Source organism: Cellulomonas sp. NPDC057328, assembly GCF_042667215.1.
GTDB lineage: Bacteria > Actinomycetota > Actinomycetes > Actinomycetales > Cellulomonadaceae > Cellulomonas.
On record NZ_JBHUZW010000009.1, the window covers coordinates 36102 to 49085 of the forward strand.

Annotated in this window: 8 protein-coding genes; 3 read left to right on the top strand and 5 right to left on the bottom strand. The window is 76.3% G+C overall.

The features are described from left to right. Positions 1–33 precede the first annotated feature (33 nt). A complete protein-coding gene (locus ACFUMH_RS03230; protein ID WP_378200305.1) occupies positions 34–807 on the top strand; it encodes a 4'-phosphopantetheinyl transferase family protein in 774 nt (257 codons plus the stop codon). Positions 808–835: 28 nt separating this feature from the next. Here the strand turns inward: ACFUMH_RS03230 and ACFUMH_RS03235 are convergent, their stop codons facing one another. From ACFUMH_RS03235 to ACFUMH_RS03255, 5 genes are all read right to left on the bottom strand, one after another. After that, positions 836–2185, bottom strand: coding sequence for a M1 family metallopeptidase (locus ACFUMH_RS03235; RefSeq protein ID WP_378200308.1), 1350 nt, complete (start codon positions 2183–2185; stop codon positions 836–838). After that, on the bottom strand, positions 2182–6096 hold the full coding sequence (locus tag ACFUMH_RS03240) for a Pls/PosA family non-ribosomal peptide synthetase (protein ID WP_378200311.1): 3915 nt from the start codon (positions 6094–6096) through the stop codon (positions 2182–2184). The genes ACFUMH_RS03235 and ACFUMH_RS03240 overlap by 4 nt, the downstream gene beginning before the upstream one ends. Before the next feature lie 135 nt (positions 6097–6231). Continuing rightward, on the bottom strand, positions 6232–7134 hold the full coding sequence (locus ACFUMH_RS03245) for a carbohydrate ABC transporter permease (RefSeq protein WP_378200314.1): 903 nt from the start codon (positions 7132–7134) through the stop codon (positions 6232–6234). Beyond that, the gene (locus ACFUMH_RS03250; RefSeq protein ID WP_378200317.1) at positions 7134–8057 is read right to left on the bottom strand and encodes a carbohydrate ABC transporter permease; all 924 of its coding nucleotides are present in this window, start codon (positions 8055–8057) and stop codon (positions 7134–7136) included. Before ACFUMH_RS03250 ends, ACFUMH_RS03245 begins: the two co-directional genes overlap by 1 nt. A gap of 24 nt (positions 8058–8081) precedes the next feature. Next, a complete protein-coding gene (locus ACFUMH_RS03255) occupies positions 8082–9365 on the bottom strand; it encodes an ABC transporter substrate-binding protein (protein ID WP_378200320.1) in 1284 nt (427 codons plus the stop codon). 264 nt (positions 9366–9629) lie between these two features. Between ACFUMH_RS03255 and ACFUMH_RS03260 the strand changes: the two genes are divergently transcribed. Beyond that, positions 9630–10202, top strand: coding sequence for an MOSC domain-containing protein (locus ACFUMH_RS03260; protein ID WP_378200323.1), 573 nt, complete (start codon positions 9630–9632; stop codon positions 10200–10202). A 642-nt stretch (positions 10203–10844) separates the two neighbouring features. Next, positions 10845–12911 (top strand): gamma-glutamyltransferase, encoded by a 2067-nt coding sequence (gene ggt / locus ACFUMH_RS03265; RefSeq protein ID WP_378200326.1) that lies wholly within the window; start codon positions 10845–10847, stop codon positions 12909–12911. The last annotated feature ends 73 nt before the right edge of the window (positions 12912–12984 follow it).

Below are 12984 nucleotides of genomic sequence, written 5' to 3' on the forward strand. Positions count from 1 at the left end.
CCGGCGACGCCGCGCCCGCGGCAGGATGCGACCGTGCCGCACCGCCGACGGTCCCGACCGCCACGCCCGCACGTCGACGTGTGGTGGACCCCGCCCCTCGACGTGCCGGACGCGGCGTTCCTGCCGGTGCTCGACCCCGCGGAGCGCGCACGGCACGGCGCGCTGCCGGTGCCGCTCCGCACGCCGTTCGTGCAGGCGCGGGCGCTGCTGCGCGTCGCCGTGGGCCGGCGGTCGGGGGTCGCGCCGGCCGCGGTCGGGCTGGCGGCGCGCTGCCCGGCGTGCGCCGGTGACCACGGCCCCGTCACGGTCACCGTCCCCGCCGCTCCCCCGCTGCACGTCTCGCTCACCCGCTCGGGCCCCCTGCTCGCCGTCGCGGTGACCGAGGCCGGGCCCGTCGGCGTCGACGTGGTGGCCTGCGACGACGTGGCCGCCGCGCCGCTGGCGGACGTCGCGCTCGGCCCCCGGGAGCGCGCACGGCACGACCGCCTGCCCGCGGACGCCCGCACGGCGGCGCTGGCGCGCGCGTGGGCGCGCACGGAGGCCGTGCTCAAGGCGCGTCGGACGGGGCTGCGGACCGACCCGGCCGACGTGGACGTCCGCCGGGACCGGGTCCGCGTACCGGGCTCGCGGACGCCCGTGCGCGTGCGGGACCTGCCGCTCGGCGCCGGGGTCGTCGGCGCCGTCGCGGTCGACGCCCCGCCAGGACGCGGGAGGCCCGGCGACCGCCTCCGCGCGGCCGGGCGCGGCGGCATGACCGTGAGCGTGCACGACGGGTCGGCGCTGCTCGCCGGGTGCGCGCCGCGCTGAGGAGCGCCGTGCCGCGGTGGCGGCAGGGTCAGCGCGCGGCCGGCAGCGCCGGGAGCGCCGGGCGGTCGAGCCACGCGGCGAGCAGCGCGCCGACGTCCGTCGCGAGCGCCCCGCCGCCCGCCGCCCGCGCGTGCTCGTCCGCGAGCGCCCGGAAGTCGTCCGTCGTGGCGGTGGCGTGCGCGTGCCGGTCGGTCCACGCCCGGAGGAGGCCGAGGAAGGCGGGCGTCCCGAGCACGGTGCGCAGCGCCTGGAGCGTGAGCGCGCCGCGCTTGTAGACGCGGTCGTCGAAGATGCGCTCGTAGCCCGGGTCGGCGAGCACCAGGTCCCGGGGCTGCGCGCGCAGCCGGGCGTGCCACGTGCGGGCCAGCGTCGCGGTGTCCGGGCCGCCGGACGCCTCCGACCACCACCACTCCGCCCAGCAGGCGAAGCCCTCGTTGAGCCAGATGTCCCGCCACGTGCCGACGCCGACGCTGTTGCCGAACCACTGGTGCGCGAGCTCGTGCGCGACGAGCCGGCCGTCGTCGTCGTGCCCGGCGAGGTGGTTCGCCCCGAACACGGACACGCCCTGCGCCTCGACGGGGATCTCGAGGTCGTCGGCCGTGCACACGAGCGTGTACGTGCCGAACGGGTAGGGCCCGAACGCGTCGGCGAAGCACCGCAGCAGCGCGTCGTGGTGCGCCAGGCGCTCGCGCACGGCCGGCACGAGGGGCGCCGGGACGAGCGCCCGCTGGGGCGCCGGCCCGTCGCCGAGCGGCACCTCCTCGTAGCGGCCGACCTGCACGGTGGCCAGGTACGTCGACGTCGGGCGGCGCTCCTCGTGCACCCACGTCGTGGTGCTGGCGCGCGCGCGGCGGTCGACCAGGACGCCGTGGGTGAGCGCGCGGTACGGCTGGTCGACCGTGAGCGCGGTCCGGTACGTCGCCTTGTCGTCGGGCCGGTCGTTGCACGGGAACCAGGACGGCGCGCCGGTGGGCTGGCTCGCGACCAGGGCGCCGTCCTCGAGCTCCTCCCAGCCGACCGTCCCCCACGGGCTGCGCACGGGCTGCGGCGTGCCGCCGTACGCGACGGCGAGGGTGAGGCGCGTGCCGGCGGGCACCTCGCGCGCCAGCCGCAGCGCGAGCCGGCCCCCGCGGTGCGTCCACCGGGCGAGCCGGGCGCCGGCGACCGTCACCTTCTCGACGGCGAGCCCGGCGAGGTCCAGGTGGAGGACGTCCGTGGCGGCGCGGGTCTCGACGGCGAGCGTCGCCGTGCCGCGCAGGCGGTTCGGCGCGACGCGGTACGTCAGGTCGAGGTCGTAGTGGGCGACGTGGAACGCCGGGTCACCGTGCCCGGTGGCGTACGGGTCGTCGGGCGGTGCGACGGGCGCGGCCGCGCTCACGCGGGCACCGGGGCGGTGCGCCACGGCGCGATCGGGTTGCCCACCCAACGGGAGCCCGCCGGCACCTGCTCGCCGCGGAGCACGAGGGACGCGGGCCCCACGGTGGCGCCCGCGCCGATGCCCGCGGCCGGCAGCACGACGCCGTGCGCCCCGAGGGTCGCGCCGTCGCCGAGCGTCACCGTGTCGAGGCTCATCACGCGGTCGTGGAAGAGGTGGGTCTGCACGACGCACCCGGGTCCCACGGTGGCACCGTCCCCGATGCGGACGAGGTCCGCCTCGGGCAGCCAGTACGACTGGCACCACACGCCCCGCCCGATCCGGGCACCGAGCCCGCGCAGCCACCACACCAGTGCGACGGTACCCGTGACCGCGTCCGCGAAGTACGGCGCGGCCAGCATCTCGGTGAACGTGTCCGCCAGCTCGCCGCGCCAGACGGCGGCGCTCCACAGCGGGTGGTCGGCGGTGCGGTGGCGGCCGGCGAGCAGCCACTTGGCCGCGATCGTCACGAGAGCCGCGACGACGCCGGTGCCGAGCAGCACGACCCCGCCCACGAGCACGGCGACGCCCCAGCCGGCGGTGAGCACGACGGCCTGGAGCACGAGCGCCGTGGCGAGCCCCAGCGTCCCGACGAGCAGCGCCGGCACCACACGGGCGACCTCGACCGCCGCCCGCGCCCAGCGCAGCCGCGCCGGCGGGTCGTACGTGCGGCCCGGGTCGTCGAGCGTCGCCGCGCGCGGCAGCAGGGCCGGCGGGCTGCCGAGGTAGCTCGACCCGGCGCGCGTGCGGTTCGGCGTCGCGGACAGCACCGCGACCAGCCCGTTCTTGGGCACGGCGCGGCCCGGCGCGGTCATGCCGGAGTTGCCGAGGAACGCGCGGCGTCCCACCTTCGCCGCGGCCACGCGCAGCCACCCGCCGCCGAGCTCGTACGGCGCGACCATCGTGTCGTCGGCGAGGAACGCGCCGTCCTTGACGCGCATCATCGTCGGCAGGCCGACCACCGTGGAGATCTCGGTGCCGGCCCCCACGCGGGCGCCGAGCAGGCGCATCCACGCGGGCGTGAGGACGGACGAGTACACCGGGAACAGCGTCGTGCGCGCCGTGTCGGTGAGGCGCTGCGTCGTCCACGCCCGCAGCCCCTGCCCCGAGCGCACCGGGTGGTAGCCCTCGACGAGGCGGCGCCCCAGCAGCCGCACGGACACGACGACGAGCAGGGCGTACAGCGCGTAGGCGAGCAGCCCCGCCGGCACGCTCGCGAGCAGCGCGGGGGCGACCGCGTCGGCGAGCGTCGCCGTGCCGCGCACCGCGAGCCCGACGACGACCACGCCGGCGGCCACGGACGCGACGGGCAGCGCCGCGACGAGCGCCCCCGCGAGCGCGTACGCGGCCGTCCAGGAGCCGGGCCGCGCGCCGACCGCGGGCCGCCGGGCCGGCCACGGGTGCCGCGCCTCGTGCGCGCGGGCCGCCGGCGAGCCGGTCCAGTACTCGTCCGCGCCGGTCGCCCCGTGCACGGCCGAGCCCGCGGCGACGTCCGTGCCGGCGCCGACGTGCGCGCCCGGGTACAGCACGCTGCGCGCGCCGACGGTCGCGCCGGCGCCGATCGTGATCGGCCCGACGTGCACGACGTCGCCGTCCACCCAGTGCCCCGACAGGTCGACCTCGGGCTCGACGGCGCAGCCGCGGCCGAGCGTCAGCATGCCGGTGACGGGCGGCACGGAGTGCAGGTCGACGTCGCGTCCGAGCCGCACCCCGAGCGCGCGGGCGTACAGACCCACGAACGCCGCGGTCGTCGGCGTGATGGCACCGAACTGCTCGGCGAGCCGCTCGGCCGCCCACAGCCGCAGGTGCACCGACCCGCCGCGCGGGTACGTGCCCGGGCCGACGCCCGCGAGCAGCAGGCGTGCGCCGAGCGCGGTGAGGCCCAGCCGCCCGACCGGGCTGATCGTCAGCAGCCAGCCCGCGGCGACCCACCACCAGGACACCGGCGGCAGCCACGGCAGCGGCGCGACGAGGTGCGCGGCGTTCGCGAGCGCCGCGAGCACGGTGAGCCACCGCAGCGCGACCAGCCCACGCAGCGGCAGCAGCGCGAGCAGCTGCACGGCCTGGCTCCGGACGGGCACGGGCCGCACGGGCGCGGTGCGTGCCGCCTCGGCGGGCTCCGCGCCGAGGTCCGGCCACGTCGCCTCGAGGTAGACGGCCAGGTCGCCGACCTCGGGGTGCGCGTACACGTCCGCGACGGTCGCCTCGGGGTAGCGCGTGCGCAGCGCCGAGACGAGCTGCGCGGCCGTGAGCGAGCTGCCGCCGCGCTGGAAGAAGTCGTCCTCCGCGTCCGCGGGGTGCACACCGATGACGTCGGCCCACTGCTGCCCCACCCAGGCCGCCGTACCGGTGAGGCCGGCGCCGGCGGGCGGCTCTCCCGCACCCGGCACGGGCCACGGCAGCGCGTCGCGGTCGACCTTGCCCGACGTGCGCGTCGGGATGTCGCCGACCGCCGCGAGCAGCGGCACCATCGACCCCGGCAGCACGGCGCGCAGGCGCGCCAGCAGGTCCGGCGTGTCGAGCGGGCCGCCGTCGGCGGGCACGACGTACCCCACGAGCAGCGCCGCGCCGGTGGCCGAGCGGCGGACGGCGGCCGCGGCGCCCGCGACGCCGGGCAGCGCCAGCAGGGCCGCGTCGACCTCGGCGAGCTCGATGCGGTGCCCGTTGACCTTGACCTGGTCGTCGGCGCGCCCGACGAAGACGAGCCCCGCCGCGTGCCGCTCGACGAGGTCGCCGGTGCGGTAGGCGCGGTCCCACCCCAGCCCGGGCGCGGCAGCGAACCGCACGGCGTCCAGCTCGGGGTCGAGGTACCGCGCGACGCCGACGCCGCCGATGACGAGCTCGCCCGTCCCGCCCTCGGCGACCTCGGTGCCGTCGGGCCCCACGACCGCGAGGTCCCAGCCGTCGAGCGGCAGCCCGATGCGCACGCGCTCGCCCGGCACGAGGGGCGCGGCGCACGCGACGACCGTCGCCTCGGTGGGGCCGTAGGTGTTCCACAGCTCGCGGCCGGGCCCGGCGAGGCGCGCGGCCAACTCCGGCGGGACGGCCTCGCCGCCGAAGATCAGCAGCCGCACGCCCGCGAGCGCGTCGGCGGGCCACAGCCCGGCGAGCGTCGGGACCGTCGACACGACGCTGATCTCCCGCTCGACGAGCCACGGGCCGAGCTCGGTCCCGGCGCGCACGAGCGAGCGCGGCGCGGGCACGAGCGTCGCGCCGTGCCGCCACGCGAGCCACATCTCCTCGCACGACGCGTCGAACGCGACCGACAGGCCGGCGAGCACGCGGTCGCCCGGGCCGAGCGGCGCGTCCCGGAGGAACAGGCGGGCCTCGGCGTCGACGAACGCGGCGGCGCTGCGGTGGGACACGGCCACGCCCTTGGGGCGTCCCGTGGACCCGGACGTGAAGATCACCCACGCGTCGTCGTCCGGCGCGGGCGCGGCGGGCCGCGCGTCGGTGCCCGTCACGGGCGTCCCGTCCGGCCGCACGGGGTCGGGTCCGTCGCCCAGCACGACGCGCACGCCCGCCTCGCCGAACACCTGCCGCGCGCGCTCCTCGGGGTCGTCGGCGTCGACGGGCACGTAGGCGGCGCCGGCGCGCAGGACCGCCAGCACGGACAGGTACAGGCCCACGGTCCCCGACGTCGCCCGGACGCCCACGCGGTCCCCCGGCACGACGCCCGCCGCCGCCAGCCGCTCGGCACGCAGGCGCACCGCCTCGTCGAGCGCCGCGTACGTGAGCACCTCGTCGCCGTCGTCGATCGCGACGGCCGTCGGGTGCCGGCGCACCGTCTCGGCGAACACGTCCACGAGGGTCCGCGGCGCGGGCGCGCGGTGCCCGGCGCGCAGGGGGTCGGCGACGGGGGCCTGCGTCGTCACGTGTCGTCTCGCTCCTGCCCGGGCACGCTGCTGCACCCGTCGCTCGTCCTGGTCGGCGCGGGATGCTCGCACACGCCGGTGAACGGCAGGCGGACGCCAGGCGACCGAGGAGGGCGCGGCGGTGCCCGCGCGGCGCTACTTGATCGCGCCCTGGGTGACCCCCGCCATGACCCAGCGCTGCGTGAACAGGTAGACGATGATCGCCGGCGCCATCGCCATGAGGTACGAGGCGAACGCGACGTTGTAGTTGCTGCTGAACTGCGTCTGGAACACGCTCTGCAGCACGGGCAGCGTCTGCAGCGTCGAGTCGGCCGTGATGAGCGACGGCATCATGAAGTCGTTCCACGACGCGAGGAACGCGAAGATCGCGACCGTCGCGCTCATCGGCGCCATCATCGGGAACACCACGCGGCGGAACACGCCCCACGTCGACGCCCCGTCCAGGCGCGCGCTCTCCTCGAGCTCCTCGGGCAGCGAGCGGATGAAGGCGGTGAACAGCAGCACGCTGAACGACAGCTGGAACATGACGTGCAGCAGCGCGACCCCCACGGGGTTCGCCAGCCCGACCATGCCCGTGAGCTTCACCTGCGACAGCGCGAGCACCGGGAACGGCAGGAACATCGCCGCGAGCAGGTAGAAGAAGGACCAGCGGAACAGCTTGTGGTCCCAGTTGCGGGCGATCGCGTACGCGGCGAGCGCGCTGAGCGCGACCGTGCCGACGACCGTGACCGCCGTGACGAACACCGAGATCGCGAAGCCCCGGGGGAAGTTCGTCAGGCGCCACGCCTCGACGAAGCCCTCGGTGCTGAACGGCGACGGCAGGGAGAACACGCGCCCGTTCACCGACTGCGCCGTCGTCTTGAACGCCATCGACAGCGTCGCGTACAGCGGCAGGAACACGGCGACCGAGCACAGCACCAGCGCGATCGTCGCGCCGCGGTTGGGGTGCTCCTCCTCGCTGCCCGACCGCGTGAACCGGCGCCGGCGGCGCACCGGCACCTGCGCCGGCGCCGTCGTGGTGAGCGTCTGCTGGGTCATCACACCGCCGCCTTCCCGCGCGTGAGGCGCAGCTGGAGCATCGCCAGCACGACGGCGATGAGGAAGAAGATCGTCGCGTTGGCCATCTGGTACGCGTAGTCGCCGCCGGTGAACCCGGAGAAGATCGTCATCGCCACGCTGCGCGTCGCGGTGCCCGGACCGCCGTTCGTCAGGCCGACGATGATGTCGTACGCGTTGAGGAAGTTCTTGAAGCCGATGACGAGGTTGATGAGGACGTACCCCGCGACCAGCGGCAGCGTGATCGAGCGCAGGCGCCGGGCGGCCGACGCGCCGTCCATCGCCGCCGCCTCGTAGACCTCGCCCGGGATCGACAGGATCCCCGCGATGTAGATGAGCAGCGCCGACGGGATCGCCTGCCACGCCGTCACGACGACGATCGTCGTCCACGCGAGGTCCGGGTTCGCCAGCAGGCTCTGCTCGAGCGGCCCGACGCCGAGCGCCTGCCCGAGCTGCGGCAGCGAGTTCGAGAACAGGAAGTTGAAGACGTACGCGATGACGATGCCCGAGATGACCATGGGCAGGACGAACACCGCACGCAGCGCGACCTTGGCGCGGATCCGCGACGTCAGCAGCACGGCGAGCAGGAACGCCACGACGTTGACGACGAGCACCGTGACGAGCGCGAACCCGATGGTGAATCCGTACGAGCTGAGGATCGCGGGGTCCGAGGCGAGCGCGACGTAGTTCGTCAGGCCCGTGAACGAGAACTCCCCGAAGCCGACCGAGTCCGTGAAGCTCAGCGTGATGCCCATGACCGCGGGCACCGTGATCGCGAGCGTGAACAGGACCAGCGCCGGCACCAGGAACAGGTAGTACGTGCGGTTGACCGTCGGCCGACGGTGGCGCCGCGGTGCCGCCGCGGCGCGGGACGTCCCGGGCGGGGCGGCTGCGGTCGTGGCCATGGGGACCTCCGGTCGTCGGGTGCGTCAGGAGCGGAACGCCAGGCGTGCCCAGTCGGCGTCGAGCGTGCGCAGCACCGGCAGCGGGTCGGCGCCCGACGCGAGGGTCTGCGCGTAGTTCTGCAGCGGGATCGACTGCGGCACGAGCTGCGACGCACCCAGGTAGAACGCCGCACGGTCGTAGTACTCGCGCAGCTCGACGAGCGTCGGGTCCGTCACGGGCGGTGCGTCGGTCGTGACGCCGAAGCCGAGGTTGTCGGCGTTGTACGTGTCGATGACCTCGGGCTGCATGAGGAAGGACAGGAACTCGCGCGCCGCCTCCTTCTTGGTGGAGCCCTCCGGGATCCACAGCGCGAGGTCCACGTTGACGCGCACCTTGCGGTCCGCCGGGTCGTCCGTCACCGGGAGCGGGAACGCGCCGACGTCGAGGTCGGGGTTGGTCTTCGCGATCTCCGTGAGAGCCCAGGGGCCCTGCAGGTACATCGCCGCCGCGCCGTTCGCGAACGCGAGGTTCCCGTCGCCGTAGCCGCGGCTCGCCGCGTCCGGGTTGGTGTACGCGACGATCTGCTGCATCCGCTCGACGGGCTCACGGAACTGCTGCTGGAACGCGACCGGGGAGTCCGGTCCCACGTCGTCGCCCTGCGCCTTGAGCTCCGTGAAGAACTCCGTCGTGTCGAGCATGCCGCCGACCGAGTAGTCGAAGTGGCCCTGCGCGATGGTCCACGGGTCGCGGAACGTGCTGTAGACCGGCGTCACGCCCGCCGCCTGGAGGGTGTCGCACACCGCGAGGAACTCGTCCCACGTGGTCGGCGGCGTCAGGCCGTGCTCGGCGAAGATCGTGCGGTTGTAGAGCACCGCGGCCGCCATGAGGGAGTACGGGATGACGCTCGTGCGACCCGGGTAGGTGGCGGTGACCTCGACGAGCGGCAGGAGCTCCGGACGGATCCGCGCGGCCTCCGGCATGTCGCCGAGGTCGCTCAGCGCACCCCGCTCGACGTACCGGGAGATCTCGAAGTTGTAGTTGAGCAGCCCCAGGTCCGGCGGCGTCTCGCGGACGAACGAGCCCGCCAGGTTCGACGTCGCGTCGTGCCGCACCCGCACCCGCGACTGCGCCTCGTGGAACTGCTGGATGAGCTCGTCGAAGTAGCCGATCACCTCGGGCTTCGACTGGAAGAAGACGATCTCCGTGGTGCTGCCGCCCGACGGCGCCGCGCACGAGGCCAGGGCCGCGGTCGCGCCGGCCGCGCCGAGGCCGCGCAGGAAGCCGCGCCGCGTCAGGTCCACGGACCCGAGGGGTCGCTGTCCGTCCACGTCTTCGTCTCCCTCGTCGAAGTCGCGCGAGGCCTCGGTGCGCACCGGGCCCGTCGTCGTGCGGCCCGGGCGGCGCGCCGCCCTCCCCGTCAGCGTGGCACGAGGTGCCCGGACGCACATCCGGACGCCCCGCGGGTCGGGACGGGCGGTCGATCCGGGCGGTCGATCCGGGCGGTCGATCCGGGCGGTCGATCCGGGCGGTCGGGACGGCCGGTCGCGACGGCCGGTCGCACGCCGGCGCGCGGCACCGCGCACACTGGTCGCGTGAGCGGGCCCCACCGGTACGACGTCGAGATCCTCCACCTGCTGGTCTCCCCCGAGCACGCCTACTTCGGCCGCCCCCGCGACGGCGCCGCCGACGTGCCGAGCACCGACGCCGAGCGCGCCGAGGTCGTCGCCGGCAAGGGCATCGTCGGCGACCGGTTCTTCGGCAAGGCCGCGCACATGGACGCCGCCGTGACGCTGTTCGCGGTCGAGGCGCTCGACGCGATCGCCGCCGAGCTCGGCGCCGGGCCGTTCGACCCGCTGCTCACGCGCCGCAACGTCGTCCTCCGCGGCGTCGAGCTCGCCCCGCTGCTCGGCGAGGAGGTCGTCCTGGAGTCCGGCGGCAGCAGCGTGCGCCTGCGCGTCGGGCGGCCCGCCAACCCGTGCGCGTGGATGGACCGCGTCCTCGCGCCCGGCGCGCACGCCGCGATGCGCGGCCGCGGCGGCGTCCGGTGCATGCCGCTGAGCGACGGCGTGCTGCACCGCGGGCCCGCGGTGCTCGTCAGCCCGGTGCCGCTCGACCCGGCCCGCGCCGGCGCCGCGGTCCGCCGCCTCCCGTCCCGCCTCCCGTGAGTTTCGACGCGCCCCGCCCGTACCGCCCACCCCGCCGGGGACGTCGCCCGACGGTGAGCTCGCCGTCCCGACGGCAAGCTCACCGTCCCGACGGCAAGTTCACCGTGCCGACGCCGAGCTCACCGTGCTAACGCCGAGCGTGCCGTCCCGTGCCGTAGCGACGCCGAGGTCGCCGGTCGGACGGTGAGGTCGCCGGTCCGGGACGGCGATCTCGGCGCCGCGCAGGCGACCTCGGCGCGGCAGCGGGTACCGGGCGCACCCGGCCACCGCGCGCACGCCGACCTCGTCGAGCGTGCGTCCACCCCCGCCAGTCGCACGCCGACCTCGTCAGGTGTGCGTCGACCTCGTCAGGGAGAAGGGACGAGGTCGGAGCACATCGGACGAGGTCGACGCCCGAGCCGGTTCGCCGCACCGAGCCCGCTCGCGCCGACCGTGCTCGGCCGCACCTGACGCCGAAATCGGCGGCTCGACGGTGACGTCGCCGGTCCGGGACGGCGATCTCGGCACCGACCCGGCGAGCTCGGGACCGGATCGGAGCCGGCGAGGGGCGGGTGGCGGGGTGCGGCACGGAGGGGGGTGGGCAGGGTGCGGTGGCGGTGGTAGACCGGACTCCCGGCGCACATCTCGCCACAGGGGGCCGTCATGCGCACACCGTCGTCGCTCGCCCGTCCGTCCGCCCACCGAGCCGGCCGGCCCAGCCGACCCGGCCGGCCCGTCCGACCGCCGGCTCGTCCGCTGGTCCGTCCGGCGGGCGTCGTCGCGGCGGCCGCTCTCGCGCTCGCCGCCGGCGTCGCGCCGGTGGCGGCGGCACCGCCGGGCCCGGCCGCCGCCGGCACGGACGCGGCCGCCGACGCGGCCGACGTGTCGTCGGCGGACGTCGAGGCGCTGATCGCGGAGGCCCCCGGGGCCGCACCGGCCGAGGACGGGACCCCGGCGGGTGCGTCGCCGGACGGCCGCGGGCTCGACCACGGTCGCGGCGGCCCGGGCGGTGGGTGGCACGGCGGGTGGCACGGCGGCCGGCCGCCCGCGAAGGTGCCCGTCGCGGTGGGCACGGGCGGTGCCGTCGCGACGGTCGACCCGGACGCCACGCGGGTCGGCCTCGACGTCCTGCGCCGCGGCGGCAACGCGGTCGACGCCGCGGTGGCGGCGGCCGCGACGCTCGGCGTCACGGAGCCGTACTCGGCCGGCATCGGCGGCGGCGGCTTCCTCGTCTTCTACGAGGCCCGCACCGGTGAGGTGCATACGATCGACGGCCGGGAGACCGCGCCGGCCGCGATGGGTCCGGACGCATTCGTGGAGGACGGGACGGCGATCCCGTTCGAGGAGGCGGTGACGTCCGGCCTGTCGGTCGGCGTGCCCGGGACGCCCGCCACGTGGCAGACCGCGCTGGACGCGTGGGGCACGATCAGCCTGCGCCGGGCGCTGGCCGGCGCGACCCGGGTCGCCCAGCACGGGTTCGTCGTGGACGAGACGTTCGCGGAGCAGACCGCGCAGAACGCCGACCGGTTCGACGACGTGACGTCGACCGCGGAGCTCTTCCTGCCGGGCGGCGCTCCCCCGCGGGTCGGGTCGGTGTTCCGCAACCGCGACCTCGCCCGGACGTACACGCTGCTCGCGCACCGCGGCGTCGACGCGCTGTACACCGGCCGGCTCGCACGCGAGATCGTCGACACCGTGCAGGCGCCGCCGGTCGTGCCGGGCAGCACGCGCGTCGTCCGGCCGGGTCTGCTCGAGCTCGGCGACCTCGCGTCCTACGAGGCGCTGCGCCGCGACCCGACGCACGTGACGTACCGCGGGCTCGACGTGTACGGCATGGCGCCGCCGTCGTCGGGCGGCTCGACCGTCGGCGAGGCGCTGAACATCCTCGAGACCGCCGACCTCGGCGCGCTCGACGAGACGCAGGCGCTGCACCGCTACCTCGAGGCCGGCGCGCTGGCGTTCGCGGACCGCAACCGGTACGTCGGCGACCCCGCCTTCGTCGACGTCCCGCTCGACGAGCTGCTCTCCGACGGGTTCGCCGCCGAGCGGGCGTGCCTCGTCGACCCGGCGGCGGCGCTGCCGAAGCCGGTGGCGCCGGGCACGCCCGACGGCGAGTACGGCGACTGCGCCTTGACCGCGACGGCCGGCCCGGAGGGCGCCGAGGGCACGTCGACGACGCACCTGACGACGGCCGACCGGTGGGGCAACGTCGTGGCGTACACGCTGACGATCGAGTCCACCGGCGGCAACGGCGTCGTCGTCCCCGGGCGCGGCTTCCTGCTGAACAACGAGCTGACGGACTTCAGCTTCACCGACACGCAGGGCGGCGCGGACCCGAACCTGCCGGGCCCCGGCAAGCGGCCGCGGAGCTCGATGGCACCGACGATCGTCGTCCAGGACGGCCGCCCGCTGCTCGCGCTCGGCTCTCCCGGCGGGTCGACGATCATCACGACGGTGCTCCAGGTGCTGGTGAACCGCCTCGACCTCGGCATGCCGCTCGACGCGGCCGTCGCCGCACCGCGGGCGACCCCGCGCAACACCGCCACGGTGCAGGCCGAGCCGGGCTTCCCGCGCGCGGACCTCGAGGCCCTCGGGCACGCGTTCGCCGACAACCCCGAGATCGGCGCGGCCACCGCGATCGAGCTCCTCGACCACGGACGGTTCGTGTCCGTCGCCGAGCCGGAGCGCCGCGGCGGCGGCAGCGCGGGGGTGGTGCACCGGCGGAGGTGAGCCGCGGTCGCGCGGCACCCGTCGGCAGGCGCCGCGGTCGCGCGGCACCCGTCGGCAGGCGCCGCGGTCGCGC